This is a genomic window from Rhizobium fabae (genome assembly GCF_003985135.1).
Lineage (GTDB): Bacteria > Pseudomonadota > Alphaproteobacteria > Rhizobiales > Rhizobiaceae > Rhizobium > Rhizobium pisi.
This window is the reverse complement of sequence record NZ_ML133650.1, coordinates 392,895-410,315: the sequence shown is the minus strand read 5'-3', so window position 1 is coordinate 410,315 and position 17,421 is coordinate 392,895. Positions and strand designations below refer to the sequence as shown.

At 62.5% G+C, this 17,421-nt stretch carries 18 protein-coding genes and 1 pseudogene; 12 read left to right on the top strand and 7 right to left on the bottom strand.

Features of this window, described 5'->3' with window-relative positions; translation table 11 throughout:
• Positions 1–151, top strand: a pseudogene (locus EFB14_RS15530) (IS5/IS1182 family transposase); the annotation flags it as partial.
• A gap of 143 nt (positions 152–294) precedes the next feature.
• Here the strand turns inward: EFB14_RS15530 and EFB14_RS15525 are convergent.
• Both EFB14_RS15525 and EFB14_RS15520 read right to left on the bottom strand, forming a co-directional pair.
• Positions 295–984, bottom strand: a complete 690-nt coding sequence (locus EFB14_RS15525) for a ribonuclease HII (RefSeq protein ID WP_126826629.1) — start codon at positions 982–984, stop codon at positions 295–297.
• 168 nt (positions 985–1,152) lie between these two features.
• Complete coding sequence (locus EFB14_RS15520) at positions 1,153–2,310, bottom strand: PA0069 family radical SAM protein (protein WP_126826626.1); 1,158 nt, start codon at positions 2,308–2,310, stop codon at positions 1,153–1,155.
• 140 nt (positions 2,311–2,450) lie between these two features.
• Here EFB14_RS15520 and EFB14_RS15515 point away from each other — a divergent pair, with 140 nt between their 5' ends.
• Positions 2,451–2,969, top strand: coding sequence for a glycosyltransferase family 2 protein (locus EFB14_RS15515; protein WP_125843917.1), 519 nt, complete (start codon positions 2,451–2,453; stop codon positions 2,967–2,969).
• 166 nt (positions 2,970–3,135) lie between these two features.
• Positions 3,136–3,450, top strand: coding sequence for a hypothetical protein (locus EFB14_RS15510; protein WP_125843918.1), 315 nt, complete (start codon positions 3,136–3,138; stop codon positions 3,448–3,450).
• 41 nt (positions 3,451–3,491) lie between these two features.
• On the opposite strand, the gene moaB is transcribed toward EFB14_RS15510, so the two are convergent.
• The 4 genes from moaB to EFB14_RS15490 all read right to left on the bottom strand — a co-directional run bounded on the left by moaB (position 3,492) and on the right by EFB14_RS15490 (position 7,981).
• A complete protein-coding gene (gene moaB, locus EFB14_RS15505; RefSeq protein WP_125843919.1) occupies positions 3,492–4,043 on the bottom strand; it encodes a molybdenum cofactor biosynthesis protein B in 552 nt (183 codons plus the stop codon).
• A complete protein-coding gene (locus EFB14_RS15500) occupies positions 4,043–4,942 on the bottom strand; it encodes a 4-(cytidine 5'-diphospho)-2-C-methyl-D-erythritol kinase (RefSeq protein WP_126826623.1) in 900 nt (299 codons plus the stop codon). Before EFB14_RS15500 ends, moaB begins: the two co-directional genes overlap by 1 nt.
• A 56-nt stretch (positions 4,943–4,998) precedes the next feature.
• Positions 4,999–6,831 (bottom strand): tetratricopeptide repeat protein, encoded by a 1,833-nt coding sequence (locus tag EFB14_RS15495; protein WP_125843921.1) that lies wholly within the window; start codon positions 6,829–6,831, stop codon positions 4,999–5,001.
• 133 nt (positions 6,832–6,964) lie between these two features.
• The gene (locus tag EFB14_RS15490) at positions 6,965–7,981 is read right to left on the bottom strand and encodes a polyprenyl synthetase family protein (protein WP_125843922.1); all 1,017 of its coding nucleotides are present in this window, start codon (positions 7,979–7,981) and stop codon (positions 6,965–6,967) included.
• Positions 7,982–8,089: 108 nt separating this feature from the next.
• Between EFB14_RS15490 and EFB14_RS15485 the strand changes: the two genes are divergently transcribed.
• Together EFB14_RS15485 and EFB14_RS15480 are read left to right on the top strand one after the other, a co-directional pair.
• Positions 8,090–8,317, top strand: coding sequence for a putative signal transducing protein (locus EFB14_RS15485; protein ID WP_125843923.1), 228 nt, complete (start codon positions 8,090–8,092; stop codon positions 8,315–8,317).
• Between the two features lie 7 nt (positions 8,318–8,324).
• Positions 8,325–9,101 carry a tRNA1(Val) (adenine(37)-N6)-methyltransferase gene (locus EFB14_RS15480; protein ID WP_126826620.1) on the top strand — a complete coding sequence of 259 codons (777 nt, stop codon included), beginning with the start codon at positions 8,325–8,327 and terminating at the stop codon, positions 9,099–9,101.
• A gap of 12 nt (positions 9,102–9,113) precedes the next feature.
• Here the strand turns inward: EFB14_RS15480 and EFB14_RS15475 are convergent, their stop codons facing one another.
• Positions 9,114–10,454: an Nramp family divalent metal transporter gene (locus EFB14_RS15475; RefSeq protein ID WP_125843925.1), complete on the bottom strand. Its 1,341-nt coding sequence runs from the start codon at positions 10,452–10,454 to the stop codon at positions 9,114–9,116.
• Between the two features lie 170 nt (positions 10,455–10,624).
• Here EFB14_RS15475 and EFB14_RS15470 point away from each other — a divergent pair, with 170 nt between their 5' ends.
• The 7 genes from EFB14_RS15470 to EFB14_RS15440 all read left to right on the top strand — a co-directional run bounded on the left by EFB14_RS15470 (position 10,625) and on the right by EFB14_RS15440 (position 17,351).
• Positions 10,625–11,485, top strand: a complete 861-nt coding sequence (locus EFB14_RS15470; protein WP_126826617.1) for a S49 family peptidase — start codon at positions 10,625–10,627, stop codon at positions 11,483–11,485.
• A gap of 18 nt (positions 11,486–11,503) precedes the next feature.
• Positions 11,504–11,695: a hypothetical protein gene (locus tag EFB14_RS15465; protein WP_125843927.1), complete on the top strand. Its 192-nt coding sequence runs from the start codon at positions 11,504–11,506 to the stop codon at positions 11,693–11,695.
• Positions 11,696–11,803: 108 nt separating this feature from the next.
• Entirely contained in the window at positions 11,804–12,760 is a 957-nt protein-coding gene (locus EFB14_RS15460; protein WP_126826614.1) for a glycine--tRNA ligase subunit alpha, read from the top strand.
• Positions 12,757–13,308 (top strand): P-loop nucleotide/nucleoside kinase family protein, encoded by a 552-nt coding sequence (locus EFB14_RS15455; protein WP_126826611.1) that lies wholly within the window; start codon positions 12,757–12,759, stop codon positions 13,306–13,308. Before EFB14_RS15460 ends, EFB14_RS15455 begins: the two co-directional genes overlap by 4 nt.
• Positions 13,309–13,369: 61 nt before the next feature.
• Positions 13,370–13,921, top strand: a complete 552-nt coding sequence (locus EFB14_RS15450; RefSeq protein WP_126826608.1) for a LemA family protein — start codon at positions 13,370–13,372, stop codon at positions 13,919–13,921.
• Between the two features lie 194 nt (positions 13,922–14,115).
• A complete protein-coding gene (locus EFB14_RS15445; RefSeq protein WP_126826605.1) occupies positions 14,116–15,378 on the top strand; it encodes a 3-phosphoshikimate 1-carboxyvinyltransferase in 1,263 nt (420 codons plus the stop codon).
• Positions 15,379–15,416: 38 nt separating this feature from the next.
• A complete protein-coding gene (locus EFB14_RS15440; RefSeq protein ID WP_125844105.1) occupies positions 15,417–17,351 on the top strand; it encodes a DUF2207 domain-containing protein in 1,935 nt (644 codons plus the stop codon).
• Positions 17,352–17,421 lie beyond the last annotated feature (70 nt).

Below are 17,421 nucleotides of genomic sequence, written 5' to 3'. Positions count from 1 at the left end.
TGCCGATGCCAAGCAGCTTCACGGGCATCGCTATGCCCGCTTCCGAAGTCGCACCCGCGTCGCATGCCAGTGCCTGTTGGCTGCGGCCGCCCAAAACATCAAGAAGATCGCAATGGCCCTGACAAAAGCACCAAAACCGGCCACGGCGTAAGCCGAAACCTCCTTCTTCGCCCTCTGCCAACACAACCGGCAAAAAATCCAATCGCCAAAAAAGCAAAACCCGCCGAAAAAATCGACGGGTTTGTCAGCAGTCTGAAGGCCGGGCTTGTCCCGGCCTTTTTCTTTTGAGCAACTCTACTCCGGGATTAGCTCGTCCGTCTCGGGACCATCATCGCCCTTGCGCAACGGTCTGAAGCTCATCCGGTGGAGGGAGCAGGGGCCATGCTTCTCGATGCCGGCGCGGTGCTGCGCCGTGCCGTAGCCCGCATGTGCCGCAAAACCATAGTCCGGAAAGACGGCATGCGCGCGCGCCATCATCCGGTCGCGCGTCACCTTGGCGACGATCGAGGCGGCCGCAATCGAGATCGAGCGGGCGTCACCTTTAACCACCGCCTGTCCTGGGCAGTCGAGGCCGGGCGGCACGTCGAGCCCATCCGTCAGCACATAGCTTGCGGGAATGGCGAGGCTGCAGATTGCGCGGCGCATGGCATCGAGGCTCGCCTTGCGAATGTCAGTCTCATCAATGCGCGTCGAGCTGGATGAGGCAATGGAGACGGTCGCGGTCGCCAGAATCTGTACGAAAAGCTCCTCTCGCCGTTGCGCGGAAAGCTGCTTGGAATCGTTGAGGCCCTCAGGGATACGCTTCGGATCGAGAATCACGGCGGCAGCCACCACAGGCCCGGCCAACGGTCCGCGGCCTGCCTCATCGGCGCCGGCGACCGGCCAATGCCCGGCCTTGCGGGCTTTCAGTTCGAGGCGGAAGTCCGGCACGAGCGGAGCCGTGTCGAAAAGCAGGGGAGAATCGGGTGGCGTGCGACGTTTCATGCGGCTGAAACTCGCACGCCAACCCGATTTCCCGCAAGTCCCCGGATCAGGGCGGCGGCCGGGGACTGGGTCCGGCGGATGGTGGCGGTCAGGGCCATCCGCGGGAATTGCGCTCGGGGCTCGAAAACAGGGCGGTTTTCTTGAGACGCGATGCGCAAGCTGGAAAAATTAGAGTAGCGACAGCTGCACGCCGCTGCCATCGGGCGGCACGAACAGATCGTCGCGCAGCGGCACGCTGCGTCGCGTCAGGCCGAAACGCCTGGCTGCCATTTCAAACCGGCGCGCGATCTGCCAGGCATAGGGACCCGCACCCTTCATGCGCTTGCCGAAGTCGGCATCGTAGTCCTTGCCGCCACGCATCGAACGCACCAGCGACATCACATGCCGGTACCGGTCCGGATAATGCTGCAGCAGCCAATCGCGAAAGAGCGGGCTGACTTCGAGCGGTAGCCGAAGGATGACATAGCTTGCCTCCGCGGCGCCGACAGCCTTGGCCGATTCGAGGATACGCTCCAACTCGTGGTCGTTCAGCGCCGGGATGAGCGGAGCGGCCATCACAGCCGTCTGGATACCTGCCTCCGCGAGCGCACGGATCGTCTCCAGGCGCCGCGGCGGCGTGGCGGCGCGGGGCTCCATCGTCCGGGCAAGTTTGCGGTCGAGCGTCGTCACCGAAATGCCGACGCGCACCAGGTTCTTGCTTGCCATCTCCTGCAGGATGTCGAGGTCACGCAGGATCATCGCCGATTTGGTGACGATCGACACCGGATGGTTCGCCTTGTTCAGAACCTCGAGGATTCCGCGCATGATGCGCCATTCCTTCTCGATCGGCTGATAGGGGTCGGTATTGGTGCCGATTGCGATCACCCGCACTTTGTAGCCCGGCTTGGCGAGCTCCCGCTCCAGCAGTTTTGCCGCATCGGGCTTGGCAAACAGCTTCGTCTCGAAATCGAGACCGGCGGAGAGCCCCATATAGGCGTGGGTCGGCCGGGCGAAGCAATAGATGCAGCCATGCTCGCAGCCGCGATAGGGATTGATCGAGCGGTCGAAGGAAATATCGGGCGATTCGTTGCGGGTGATGGCCGTGCGCGGCTTCTCGACCTGCACTTCCGTCTTGAAAGGCGGAAGCTCTTCCAGGCTCTGCCAGCCGTCGTCGAAGGTCTCCCGCTGCAATGCCTCGAACCGTCCTGTCGGATTCAGTCCGGCCCCGCGCCCGCGCCGGCGGTCGACTTCGATCCTGAGACCGGAGGACACGATCATCGCATCGGCAATATCTGCCGTATTGGCAGGCGCGAATGCGGCCTGCCCTGCCAGGGACTGCTCTCTCATCGGATTCTCCCGTGGCGGAGAAGCTATCGCCTCCGCCCGTTTTGATGATTAAATTCCTATCGGCAAAAAGAGAACAATGCAAGAACAAAATGAGGGAAACGTTGCTGGTAAAAATTTGTGCGGCGCATTATAGATAGCCGATGTTGACAGTTGTTCTTGAATGTCTGGATCAGGAATCCGAGCTTGCCCAGACCCTGTCGGTATTGGTAACCGGCGCGGTCGAGGGGCTTGTGAGCGATGTGATCGTGCTCGATCATGGCTCGCGCGACGGCACCTCGAGGGTGGCGGATGCGGCCGGCTGCCGTTTCCATTCTGAATGGGATATCAAGGACATCGTCCGATCGGCCCGCGGCGAATGGCTGCTTTTCGTCGAGCCCGGCGCGAGACCCCAGGCGGGCTGGATCGATGAGATCGCCGAATATGTGGCGCTGAACAAGCTGCCGGCGCGCTTTACCGCGTCGCGCGGCTACCGGCGCCCGTTCTTCCAGCGTGTCGGCCGAACAGTGCCGCCGTTGGAGCTCGGCTTTCTCCTGCCGAAGAAGCAGGCGCTCGCCATCGCCAAAAGCGGCATGCCGCTTGCCGAATTCGTGAAGGGCCAGAAACCGCGGAAGCTCTCGAGCGAACTGATTCCATCCTGGGTCGCCCGCACCGCGCGGTAGGTGTCGCGCGTAAAGATGGCGCCCGATACGATTTCGCGCTATAATTTCCTTATGGCGCCGTCGAAGCGCCTCGCTTCGCAACGGAAGGCCATGGATGCCGGTAACGGCAGAACAGGTCAGCGAAAATCTCCTCTTCTGCCGGGTTCCCGGCGAAAGGAGGTGCGTCATGGTACGCGGTATGATCTACGGCCTGCTGGCCGTCATATTGCCGACATTGGTGATCGCGCATCCGCATTCGGCAGCATCGCAGACGATGCGCAGTTGCGCAGGCCGACCCGAAATCGTCAATTTCCTGGACAAGAACTTCGCCGAAAAGCTCACGGCAGTCGGACTGATCAACCAGAACGCGATTCTTGAGGTCTATGCCGCCGAAAGCGGCACCTGGACACTCATCGTGACGGATGTTCACGGCGTGAGCTGCATCCTGCTGTCGGGTGACAGCTGGGATACGATGCCCGCTCTGCCGGGCATTGCCACATAGGCGAGGTGCCGGTGATTCCCAGCGCACCGAAAACAGGCAGTCTACTTGGCTGCGCCGCGTCTCAGGTGCTCGTCCAGCCGCGGCATGATCTCGACGAAGTTGCACGGCGCGCTGCGATAGTCGAGCTGTCCTTTCAGAATGCCGTCCCAGGCATCCCGGCAGGCGCCGGGCGAGCCCGGCAGCACGAAGATAAAGGTGGAATTGGCAACGCCTGCCGTGGCGCGCGACTGGATCGTCGCGGTGCCGATTTTCTCGTAGGAGATGCGGTGGAAGATAGCGGAAAAGCCCTCCATCCGCTTTTCGAACAAAGGCTCCAGCGCCTCGGGCGTCACATCGCGGCCGGTAAAGCCGGTGCCACCAGTGGTGATGACGACGTCTATGTCTTTGCTGTCAGTCCAGGCCTTCACCCGCGCGGCGATTTTTTCCCGATCATCGGGCACGATCGCCCGGTCAACCAGCCGATGGCCTGCTTCGGAGATTCGCTCTGCCAGCGTATCGCCTGATTTGTCGGTCTCAGCCGTGCGGGTGTCCGAGATGGTGAGAATCGCGATGCCGACAGCGATGAAGGGCCGCTTTTCGTTCAGACTTGCCATTATGCGCCTCCCGAAACCGTTTCCGTTGCTTGGAAATACCAGTCAGGCCGCTCGCCGTGAAGGGTCGCGGCGGCCTCTTCCGCCGCACTCATGCTCGCAAAGATCCCGAAGCAGGTGGCGCCGGAGCCGGACATGCGGGTCATGAGCGCGCCGCTGGCTTGCAACAGGGCCGAGATTTCACCGATTTCCGGCACCAGTTGGCGCGCCAGCGGCTCCAGGTCGTTGCGGGCAGCTGCGATCGCAGCAATCCAGTCGCCAGTCCGAGGCAGGGTCAAGGCCGGATTGTTCTTTGTCGTCAGCCGACGGAAAACGTCGGGCGTCGAGACGCCTTTCAGCGGATTGGCAAGCACCATGGCAAGGGCGGGCAGATCGGGCGTCGGTTCGATCTTTTCGCCGATGCCGCGGGCAATCAGCGGCCGGCTCTCCAGGCACATCGGCACGTCGGCGCCGAGTTTCAGCGCGAGCGCGGCGAGCGTCTCCTTGGGCAGCGTCGCGCCCCAGAGCCGCATCAGCCCGCGCAGCGCTGCCGCCGCATCGGCCGAGCCGCCGCCAATGCCGGAGGCGATCGGCAGGTTCTTTTCCAAGTGAATTCGGACGGGGAAGGCGAGGGCGCCGACCGCCTCGCGCAGCAGGTCGCGCGCCTTCAGCACCAGGTTCGTGCCGCCGTCGCCGGCGAGCGTTACAGCGAAACGGCCCGATAAAGTGAACGCATCGGTCTGCGATGGCGCGAAACTCAGGCGGTCGCCATGACCTGCGAAGGTCACCAGCATGTCGAGCAGGTGATAGCCATCCGACCGCTGGCCCGTCACATGCAGGGCCAGGTTGATCTTCGCGCGCGCTTCTTCGGTGACGCTAGAGCGTGATGCCGAAAAGTGTGAGTGGTTTTCGGACGGCATCATGCTCTATTTCTCTGATCTCGAACCCGCCAAGCCTTCTTCAGGCACGCGGCCGCCCGTCAGGATTTCTTATCGACCGGCGGCGGAGTGACGGGTGCTGGGTCAGGCTGCTTCTTGTCGGCCGCCTTGGCATCGTCGCTGCCGGCCGGCAGGCCGTTGGCGATCTTGTCCTTGATTTTCGGAATTTCGGCAGCCTCGGGCTCGGAGCTGAGTGCCCGGTTCCACTGGTAGACGGCTTCGAGCTTGCGCCCGACGCGCCAGTAGGCATCGCCGAGATGGTCGTTGATCGTCGCGTCGCCGGCCTTGATCTGCGCCGCCCGCTCCAGCTCTTCGACGGCATCGTCGAAGCGATTGAGCCGGAAATAGGCCCAGCCCAGTGAATCGATGATGTAGCCGTCGTCGGGGCGAAGGTCGACGGCTTTCTTGATCATGCCGAGACCTTCGTCGAGATTACGGTTCATGTCGATCCAGGAATAGCCGAGGTAATTCAGCACCTGCGGTTGGTCGGGATTGAGTTCCAGCGCCTTGCGGAAGTTCGGTTCCGCCTGGTCCCACTTCTTCAGCCGCTCATAGGCAATGCCGCGCTGGAAGAAGACGCTCCAGTTGGCGCGGCCGGGTAGGGGGCCGATCGCTTCGACCGCCTTGTCGTAATTGGTGGCCATCGCCTCGTAGTCCTTGGCATCGGACAGCACGCTGCCATAGGCGAGGTAGCTGCGGATATCCTTCGGGTCGGAAGCGATCAGAGCCTGCAGGTGCTTGCGCGCCTCGTCCACCTTGCCGCCCTGGGCAAGGGCAAGGCCGAGCTGCAGCTCGGAGATGCGCCGCATCGGTGAATTGTCAGGCACTTTCTTGTAGAGCGCGATGGCGCGGTCCATCTGGTTCTGCTTCTCGGCAATGCCGCCGAGTAATACCAGCGTATCGGCGCTGTTCGGGTCGAGCGCATTGGCCGTCTGCAGGTAAAGCGAGACGATATCCTCAGCGCCGTCGCGGTTCAGCGCGCCGCCGACGGAGAAGAGCACGCCGGCAGCCCCTTCTTCCGCCGTCTTGACCTGCTGCTCCTGCTTCTCATCCTTCTCGATGCTGTCGCGCAGCGCGTTCAGCGGCGCATAGTTCGGCAACAGGTTGTCGCCGACGGAAACGGCGTCGAGCGCCTTCTGCTTGTTGCCCTGCGTGGCTTCGAGGCGGGCAAGCGCCATCACCGCGCGCATGAAGGTGTCGGGCGCCGTCGCGCCCCCCTCCTTGTCGAGCACGGCATCGTTCAGATGCTGGCGGGCGGATTTCACGTCGCCGCTGACGATGGCAATCGCGCCGGCATTGTAATTCTGGAAGATGCGGAACCAATCCGGTCCCTTCATCTTCTCGACCATGGCGAGCGCTTCCTTGCCACGGCCGGCGCCGACGCGGGCCCAGGCAAGCAGGAGGTCGTTCATCATCCGGTCGAGATCGTTCGGTCCCTTGTATTTCAGGATGGCCTCGGCGGTCTTGTAGTCGCCGCGGCGCACCGCATCCATGCCGCGCACGATCGTGGTGATGCGCTCGACGGAAGGATCGCCCTTCAGGTCGTTGGCATATTTGACGCCTTCTTTGATGTCGCCGCTGAGTAGCAGCGAGATCATCAGTCGCTGGCGAATCTCCGGATTGCCGGGCTCGATCTGCAGCGCCTTCTTATAGAGCTCGATCGCTGTTTCGTAATCGTGATCGACATCGGCCGTGCGTGCGGCAAGGAAGGCGCCGGAGAAGGTCGTGACGCTGTCGGCATCGAAGTTGTCGGCTTTGGGGGCATCGCTGGCCTTGACCGCATCCTCGGCACTCACGCCGCCGACGCCGCCGAGCGAAAGGACAGCCACTAGCGCTGCGCTCGTAAGAAGACGGATGGCAAATCTCTGCCGCATTCGGAAACCTTTCTTCGAGAGCGTCCCGGCCATGGTGCCGGTCGCAAAACCAGTTGCGATCACTGATTCATAACAGGATGGCTTTTTTGAAGCGCCGCCGCAAGAAAATCAGACTGCAACCGAGGATGTTCGATTAATTAACGCGCTCGATGCAGAAATCGATCACTTCCATCAGGGCGGATTTCCATACCGTATCGGGAAGCGGCGCAAGTGCGTCCCGCGCGATGGTGCCATAATGGACGGCACGGCCGATGGTGTCGCCCAGCGTGCCATATTTGGTGATCAGCCCTAGCGCCTTTTCCAGGTTGGCGTCGGTGCTATTGCCGGCCTCGATCGCATCGCGCCAGAAGGCGCGCTCGTCTTCGGTGCCGCGGCGATAGGCGAGGATGACGGGCAGCGTGATCTTGCCCTCGCGGAAATCATCGCCGACATTCTTGCCGAGATCGGCCGCCTTGCCGCCGTAATCAAGAGCGTCGTCGACGAGCTGGAAGGCCAGGCCGAGATTCATGCCATAGGATTTCAGCGCGTTTCGGCCGGATCTGCCGGCATCGGCGACGATCGGCCCGACTTCGGCGGCAGCCGCAAACAGAGCCGCCGTCTTGGCGCGGATGACGGAGAGATAGTCATCCTCGGTCGTCTCCATGTTCTTGGCGACGGAAAGCTGCAGAACCTCGCCTTCGGCGATCACGCAGGCCGCGGAAGACAGGACGTCGAGCGCATCGAGCGAGCCTACATCGACCATCATGCGGAAGGCCTGGCCGAGCAGGAAATCGCCCACCAGCACGCTTGCCTGGTTGCCCCAGATCATCCGCGCGGTCGATTTGCCGCGGCGAAGGTCGCTTTCGTCAACGACGTCGTCATGTAGCAACGTTGCCGTGTGCATAAACTCGACCGATGTGGCGAGCTTGATGTGGTTTTCACCCCTGTAGTCGAACAGCGAGGCGGCAGCCAGCGTCAGCATCGGCCGCAGCCGCTTGCCGCCGGATGAGATCAGATGGTTCGCCACCTCGGGGATCATCTGCACGTCGGAGCCGGCCTTGGACAGAATGAGCTGGTTCACCCGCTCCATGTCGGCCTTGGTGAGATCGACCAATGGCTTTATGGATGCCAGTTTGTTTTTGCTTTCTTCAAGCGGTATGACCACGCCCAACGACCCGGACTCCTGTTCATTCATTACAGCTGACAATAGAAAGGGGCGGTGGACGCGGCAAGGGGTGAATTGTCGCGCTGGGCGAAATTGGAAGGAAAATGACGGCAAATGCATGAACTTATCCGTGCCAACGATCCTGTTCTTCTCTCTTTTGCCGAGAGCTTGATGAAGGATGCGGGAATTCACTGCTTCATCGCCGATCAGGGAATGAGCGTGCTGGAGGGCTCGCTCGGCATGCTGCCGCGTCGTCTTCTGGTGGATGAGGACATGGCCGATCGGGCGCGCCGCATCCTGATCGACGCCGGTCTCGGCGGCGAATTGCGCGAGAAGAAGTGAGCGCCTGATGACCGGGAAGCCTGCCGAAACCATCGATGCCTTCCATCGCGGCGCCTTCCATCTGTTGCAGCCGAAGGGCAGGGGCCATCGCTCCGGCATGGACGCGATGCTGCTTGCGGCTCTCGTCGCCGACGACCGTCCGGTCCGGGTCGCCGATCTCGGCGCCGGTGCGGGTGCAGCCGGCCTTGCCGTCGCCTCGCGCCTTGCCGATACGCAAGTGGTGCTATTCGAACGCTCGGCCGAGATGGCCGATTATGCCCGCCGCAGCATCCTCCTGCCCGGCAATGCCCATGTCGCCGGCCGCGTCAGCGTCGTCGAGGCCGATGTGACGCTGACCGCCAAGGCGCGCAACGAGGCCGGCCTCCTCGACGAGAGCTTCCACCACGTCATCATGAACCCGCCCTTCAACGATGCCGGCGACCGGCGCACGCCGGATGCGCTGAAGGCCGAAGCCCATGCGATGACCGACGGCCTGTTCGAAAGCTGGGTCCGCACCGCAGGCGCCATCATGATCCCGGGCGGGCAATTGTCGCTGATCGCAAGGCCCCAATCGATCGCCGAGATCATTACTGCCTGCGGCCGGCGCTTCGGCGGCATCGAGATCACCGCCGTTCATCCGCGTGAGCGTGAAAACGCCGTCCGCATCCTGGTGACCGCAATCAAGGGATCGAGGGCTCGTCTGTCGCTGCGCGCGCCGCTCATCATGCACGAAGAGGGGAGCCACAAGTTCTCCCCTCTCGTCGATGATTTCAACAATGGCCGGGCGGCCTATGACAGGCTCTAGGCTGAAATTGCTTTAGCCGGTGACGAAGTCGGAGAGCAGCTTGACGTTCAGCACAGCGATCACAATCGCGATCACGTAAGCAATGCCGCTCAGCCAGCGCGGCGCCACAAGTTCGCCCATCTTGGCCTTGCTGGCGGTGAACATGACAAGCGGGAAGACGGCGAAGGAAAGCTGCAGGCTGAGCACCACCTGCGTCAGGATCAGCAGCCGCGCCGTGCCCTGGTCGCCATACCAGATGGTGACGATCGCCGCCGGCACGATGGCGATGGCGCGGGTGATCAGGCGGCGCACCCAGGGCTTCAGCTTGATCTTCAGGAAGCCTTCCATGACGATCTGGCCGGCAAGCGTTGCCGTCACCGTCGAGTTGAGGCCGCAGCAGAGAAGTGCAATGCCGAACAAGGTCGGCGCGATCGCAAGACCCAGCAGCGGCGACAGCAGCGAATGCGCCTCGCCGAGTTCGACGATATCGGTCCTGCCATGCGCATTGAAGGCGGCCGCCGCCAGGATCAGAATAGAGGCGTTGATCAGCAGCGCAAAACAGAGTGCGACCGTCGAGTCGATCGTCGCATAGGTCAGCGCCTCCTTCTTCTCAGGCACTGTATGGCCATAGGCCCGCGTCTGCACGATGCCGGAGTGGAGGTAGAGATTGTGCGGCATCACGGTCGCGCCGAGAATGCCAAGCGCCAGATAGAGCATCTCCGGATTGCTGACGATTTCGGTGGTCGGGAAGAAGCCGGTGAGGACGGCGCCCCATTGCGGGTCGGCAAGCAGGATCTGCACGCCGAAGCAGACCGCGATGACGCCGAGCAGCGCGATGATGAAGGCTTCCACCCAGCGGAAACCGAGCTTCTGCAGGAAGAGGATCACGAAGACGTCGAGCGCGGTGATCAGCACGCCGAGTTCGAGGGGGATGCCCATCAGCAGGTTGAGGCCGATCGCGGTGCCGATCACCTCGGCGATGTCGGTGGCGATGATGGCAATCTCGGCGAAAGCCCAGAGCGGCACCGAAACATATCTGGGAAAGGCGTCGCGGCAGGCCTGCGCAAGATCACGGCCGGAGGCGATCGCCAGGCGCGCGCAGAGCGATTGCAACACGATCGCCATCAGGTTGGAAAGCAGGGCGACGGTCAGCAGCGCATAGCCAAATTTAGAGCCGCCGGCGAGCGAGGTCGCCCAGTTGCCGGGGTCCATGTAGCCAACGGCCACCATGTAGCCCGGCCCGGCGAAGGCGGCGGCCCTTCGCCACCTCGAGCTGGGACGCCCGGTTCCGACGGTGCGGTAGACATCGGACAGCGATGCCTCTCCGCGTTCGTGCCGCCAGCCGCTTCTTGCATTCGGATTGAGGACGTCCATGCGATTTCCACCTGTTCTATCGTCCGCGCACTATGACGGATTAGAATGATAATGCAAGTCATTCGCAACAGGAAAATCAAACTCGGTGATTTCCAGAACACGGCCATTGCGTTTGGCGTTCCAACGCATACATGGGTGACGATCGTGCGACCCGAAGCGAAGGATGGGAAATGGCCGGATTCTTGAGAAAGCTGCTGCCTAAATGGTTCCGCAAGGACGGCATCACCATCCCGGTCGTCCGGCTGCAGGGCGCGATCATCAGCGGCGGCGGCCAGTTCCGCCCGACCCTCAATCTCGCCAATGTCGCGCCGGTCCTGGAAAAGGCCTTCGCCATGAAGGACGCGCCGGCGGTTGCCATCTCCATCAATTCGCCGGGCGGCTCGCCGGTGCAGTCGCGCCTGATCTTCACCCGCATTCGCGAGCTCGCTCGCGAAAAGCAGAAGAAGGTGCTTGTTTTCGTCGAGGACGTCGCCGCCTCCGGTGGTTACATGATCGCCCTTGCCGGCGACGAGATCATCGCCGACGCCACCTCGATCGTCGGCTCGATCGGCGTCGTCTCCGGCGGCTTCGGCTTTCCCGAACTCTTGAAAAAGATCGGCGTCGAGCGCCGCGTCTATACGGCGGGTGAAAACAAGGTGATCCTCGATCCTTTCCAGCCGGAAAAGGAGAAGGATATCGAGTACCTGAAGAGCCTGCAGCTCGAGATCCACCAGGTCTTCATATCGATGGTGCGCGAGCGTCGCGCCGGCAAACTGAAGGACGATGCGACGGTTTTTTCCGGCCTGTTCTGGAGCGGCACGCGCGGCCTCGAGCTCGGCCTCATCGATGGCCTCGGCGACATGCGCCAGGAGTTGAAGAGGCGCTACGGTCAGAAAGCCAAGCTAGAGCTTGTCACCGCCGGCCGCGGCCTGCTTGGCCGCCGCATTCCCGGCGTCTCGCCGGTCTCCTTCGAAGGCGCGGCGTCCGGCCTCGCGACGGGGCTTGTCGAAGCGGCGGAAGAGAGAGCATTGTGGAGCCGTTTCGGGCTTTAAGGAGAGCAAGAGAAGGCCATGCCGCAACTTATTACTATCCTGATCCTGGTCTTTTCCGCCTGGTGGCTCTACCGCCGCTTCGTCTCCGATGCCCGCAAGCTCGCCGAAAAGTCGCGCCGTGCTGAAAAGGAGCGCCAAACTGGCGCGATCGGGACCCTGGTCAAGGATCCGGCGACTGGAGAATACCGGCTGAAGCGCGAGGACGAATAAGGCGCTTCGGTGTGCGTCGAAAATGTCCGCCGCCGCAAAAGTCTTGACCGTTGCGGCCCTCCATGGCACCTGTCGCGCCGATAATTCCCAAGCAATCGGTGCCGTTTGATGTCAGCTATCCCAGACCATATGAACCCGAAGCGCTCCTTCCAGGCGCTGATCCTGACCCTGCATAGCTACTGGGCGGACAAGGGTTGCGCGGTGCTGCAGCCCTACGACATGGAAGTCGGCGCCGGCACCTTTCACCCCGCCACCACGCTGCGCGCGCTTGGCCCCAAGCCCTGGAAGGCGGCCTATGTCCAGCCGTCACGCCGCCCCTCCGATGGCCGCTACGGCGAAAACCCGAACCGCCTGCAGCATTATTACCAGTACCAGGTCATCCTGAAGCCCAACCCGCCCAACCTTCAGGAGCTCTATCTCGGCTCGCTGGCCGCGATCGGCCTCGATCCGCTGCTGCATGACATCCGTTTCGTCGAGGACGATTGGGAAAGCCCGACGCTCGGCGCATGGGGCCTCGGCTGGGAATGCTGGTGCGACGGCATGGAAGTCTCGCAGTTCACCTATTTCCAACAGGTCTGCGGCATCGAATGCTCGCCCGTCGCCGGCGAACTGACCTATGGTCTCGAGCGCCTCGCCATGTATGTCCAGGGCGTCGACAATGTTTACGACCTGAATTTCAACGGCCGGGAGGGCGACGAGAAGATCAGCTATGGCGACGTCTTCCTGCAGGCCGAGCAGGAATATTCGCGTCACAATTTCGAATTCGCCAATACCGAGATGCTGCATCGCCATTTCGTCGATGCCGAGAAGGAATGCCGGGCACTGCTCGATGCCGGCGCCCCGGGCGACAACCCCAACCAGCGCCTGCACAAATGCGTCTTCCCGGCCTATGACCATTGCATCAAGGCAAGCCACGTCTTCAACCTGCTCGATGCCCGCGGCGTCATCTCGGTGACGGAGCGCCAGAGCTATATCCTGCGTGTGCGCACCCTCGCGAAGGCCTGCGGCGAAGCCTTTCTGCTGACCGATGCCGGCGGCGTCAACCTGGCCAAAGAGGCAGCGTGACGGAGAAGCTCGCCGGCCATATCATCCATATCAACGGCTGGCCGGGCACGGGAAAGCTGACCGTTGGCCGCTTGCTGGCTAAAAGGCTCAGCGCGCGGCTCGTCGACAATCACACCTTGCTCAATCCGGCCGAGGCCCTGTTCTCCCGCAGCGATCCGCTGCATGCCTCGTTGCGCAGGCAGATTCGACAGGCAGTCTTCGATCATGCCGTGCGCGCCGACCCGGCTGAAAGCTTCGTCTTTACCGATGCCCTGTCGGACGACGAAGATGACAGCGCGACCTTCTCCTGGTACCGCGATCTGGCGGCCGCAAGGGGCGCCGATCTCGTAGCGATCCTGCTCGATTGCGCCCCGGAGGAGAATGCCAGGCGCCTTGCTTTTCCCGGTCGATCCGAGGCGCTCAAGCTTACGGATATTGCGATGCTGCGGCGGCTGCGGGCAAACTATAAACTGCTGCGCGGACTGGCTGAACGCACCATCGAAATCGACACGACAGACCTTTCACCGGATCAGGCGATGGCCCGAATCCTCGCCGATATCGGCGTTTGACGGCAGCCGGGAAACCTGCGTAGTCTCCGCCCGGACATTACTTCGTTGCGGGGGATTCGCGATGTATATTGCGCTTGGCGTCATCGTTCTGGTCGTACTCTACGTCGTTTTTATTTATAACGGCCTGGTTCGCTCGCGGCAGATGGCTGAGGAAGCCTGGTCCGGCATCGACGTGCAGCTCAAGCGCCGCGCCGATCTGATCCCGAACCTGATCGAGACGGTCAAGGGCTATGCCGCCCATGAGAAGACCACGCTCGAAGAGGTGGTTTCACTTCGCAACAAGGCGCAGGCCGTTCCATCAGGTGATGTCGCGGGCAGGGCGCAGGCGGAAGGGCTGCTCGGCCAGGCGCTCGGCCGGGTCATCGCGCTTGCCGAAGCCTATCCGGATCTCAAGGCCAACCAGAACTTTGCCGAGCTCCAGGCCTCGCTGGAAACCATGGAAGGCGAGTTGCAGATGGCGCGGCGTTATTACAATGGTGCGGCCCGCGATCTCAACGTCAAGGTTGAAAGCTTCCCCTCCAATCTTGTCGCCGGCCAGTTCGGATTCGCCAAGCGGGAATATTTCGAAATCACCAAAGAGGCCGATCGCGCCGTCCCGACCGTGAAATTCTGAAGATCCGGCATTTTGCCTTTGCAAAAAAGCGATTAAGAGCAAGGGCAGATTTGCGGCCGGCTAAAGCATGTCGCGCAAAAGTGTCCAGCGGTTTTGCGATGACGACATGCGCAAAACCAAAGAGCTAAAGCGCGACAAGCGAATCTGAAAGATCGCGACGCGCTTTAGGGCTGCCTTATGGACGGAAGAACAGCATGACACGCACAGCCAAACTAACGATCATCCCGCCGGGCAAGCCGCTTTCGGGCCGCGCCATGCCGCCGGGTTCCAAGTCGATCACCAATCGCGCCCTGTTGCTCGCGGGCCTTGCGAAAGGCACCAGCCGGCTGACCGGGGCGCTGGAGAGCGACGATACGCGTTATATGGCCGATGCGCTGCGCGCCATGGGTGTTACGATCGACGAGCCCGATGATACCACCTTCGTCGTCACCGGCAGCGGCAGGCTGCTGCCGCCGAAGGCGCCGCTCTTCCTCGGCAATGCCGGCACGGCGACACGCTTCCTCACGGCCGCCGCGGCTCTGGTCGACGGCACCGTCATCGTCGATGGCGACGAGCATATGCGCAAGCGCCCGATCGGCCCGCTGGTCGATGCGATGCGCGCGCTCGGTATTGATGCCACGGCCGAGACCGGCTGCCCGCCGGTCACCGTCAGGGGCACCGGACGCTTCCAGGCTGACCGCATCCGCATCGATGGCGGCCTCTCCAGCCAGTACGTCTCGGCCCTGCTGATGATGGCGGCGGGCGGCGACCGGCCGGTCGATATCGAACTCGTCGGCGAGGATATCGGCGCGCTCGGCTATATCGATCTGACCACGGCGGCCATGAAGGCCTTCGGCGCCAAGGTCGAGAAGACCAGCCCCGTCACATGGCGTGTCGAGCCGACCGGCTACCATGCCGCCGATTTCATCGTCGAACCGGATGCCTCGGCCGCGACCTATCTTTGGGCCGCCGAAGTCCTGACCGGCGGCGCGATCGATCTCGGCGTTCCCGCCGAAGCTTTCTCGCAGCCGGATGCCCGCGCCTATGACATGATCGCCAGGTTTCCGCATCTGCCGGCCGAAATCGACGGCTCGCAGATGCAAGATGCCATTCCGACGCTTGCCGTGCTTGCCGCCTTCAACGAGACGCCGGTCCGCTTCGTCGGCATCGCCAACCTGCGCGTCAAGGAATGCGACCGTATCCGCGCGCTTTCGACCGGGCTGACACGCATCGATCCGAATCTTGCCCGCGAAGAGGGCGACGATCTGATCGTACAGTCCGATCCGGCCCTTGCGGGCAAGCGCCTGCCGGCGGAGATCGATAGTTTCGCCGATCATCGCATCGCCATGAGCTTCGCACTCGCTGGCTTGAAGATCGCTGGCATCACCATTCTCGATCCCGATTGTGTCGGCAAGACCTTCCCCGCCTACTGGCGGACGCTCGCGGCACTCGGCGTGACATATCAGGATAACGATTGACGGAACGCGCGGCCGAGGCTGCCGCCGGGGGGACAGGGATGGGGCGTCGGTTTTTCGGATTTTGCTTTGCGCTGCTGTTGATGCTTGCGGCTCCGGCGGCGTTTGCCGCCGAGGTCATCGACAGCTTCGCCTCCGATATCGCGCTCGAAAAGAGGGGCGCGATGACGGTGACGGAAACGATCACCGTCAACGCCGAAGGCAACCAGATCAATCACGGCATCTTCCGTGATTTCCCGCTCTACTTCACCGATGCGTCGGGCCGTCGCCGCAGCGTCGATTTCGATATGGTGTCGGTCAAGCGCGATGGTGCCGACGAGCCTTGGCACACGGAATCAATTTCGGGCGGCATCCGCATCTATGCAGGCTCTGCCGACGTGACGGTCACTCCGGGTCGTCACCAATATGCTTTCACCTACAGAACCAACCGCCAGATCCGCTATTTCGACGATCATGACGAACTCTACTGGAATGTCACCGGCAATGGCTGGATCTTCCCGATCCGCTCGGCCACGGCGACGGTGAAGCTGCCGCCCGGCGTCGGCGCCACCGACACGATCTTCTTCACCGGCCCGGAGGGCGCGACAGGCAAGAATGCCCGCGTCAGTGAAACCGGCGCCGGTCTGGTCTTTTCGACGACCGAGCCGCTTGGTGCGCGCGAAGGCCTGACCTTCTCGATCAAGATGGCGAAGGGCGCCATCGATCCGCCGAGCGCCGATATGGAAAGCAGCTGGTGGCTCAAGGACAACCGCAATTATTTCATCGGCTTCGGCGGCCTGTTCCTCGTCTTCGCTTACTACACGCGCTCCTGGCTGAAGGTCGGCCGCGATCCCGCCCGCGGCGTCGTCGTTCCGCGCTGGGATGCGCCAGACGGCATCTCGCCGGCGCTGGTCAACTACATCGACAACAAAGGTTTCTCTGGCGAAGGCTGGACGGCGCTGTCCGCCACTGCGCTCAATCTTGCTGTGCGCGGTTACGTCAAGCTCGAGGACCTGAAGAATTCGATCGTCATCCGTGGCACCGGCAAACCGCTCGGCAAGGAGAAATTCCAGGCCGGCGAGACCGAATTGCTGAAGGTTGCCGGCGGCACCGGCTCGACGCTGACGATCGACAAGGCCAATGGCGAGCGGGTGAAATCCGTTGGCCAGGCCTTCCGCTCGGCGATCGAGAAGGAGCATCGCGGCAAATACTACAATTCCAACCTGGGTTACACCTCAGGCGGCATCGCGCTCAGCGCCGCAGCCCTCGTGGTGCTGTTCGTCTATGGTTCGCTGGAGCCCGATACGATCGCGCTGATGCTGATTCCGATCGCTATTTCGGTCTTTGTTGCGGTTTTCGTCGCCGGCTTCGTCAGGTCGCTGCATCGCGGCAAGTCGCTGTTCGGCAAGATCCTGGCCATCATCGCCACCGCGATCGGTGTTTTCGTCGGCATCAGCATCCTGGCAACCGTGGTCCTGGCGCTCGCCTCGTCACTGATGGAGCTGCATGAAACGCCGATGCTCTTTGCCGTCGGCGGCATCGTGCTCCTGAACATCCTCTATGTCTTCATCATGGGCGCACCGACCCCGCTCGGCGCCAAGATGATGGACGGCATAGACGGCCTGCGCCAGTATCTGACGCTTGCCGAGAAGGACCGCATGAACACCGCGGGCGCCCCTGACATGTCGCCGCAACATTTCGAGACGCTGCTGCCCTATGCGGTGGCGCTCGGCGTCGAGAAGCCCTGGTCGCGCGCCTTCGAAACCTGGCTCGCGGCGGCGGCCGCAGGTGCCGCCGCTGCCTATGCGCCGGCCTGGTACTCCGGCAATTTCAACAGCGGCAGCTTCTCCGATCGCATCGGCGGCTTCTCTTCCTCGATGGCCTCGACCATCGCCTCGACGATTCCTTCGCCGCCGCCATCGAGTTCGTCCTCCGGTTTTTCCGGCGGCGGCTCGTCCGGCGGGGGTGGCGGAGGCGGTGGAGGCGGGGGCTGGTAAGCTTTCCCGCTTGACCTTTCGGTTCTTCGCCCTTAACCGCCAGTCGGACCAGGCCAGACGAAACAGAAAA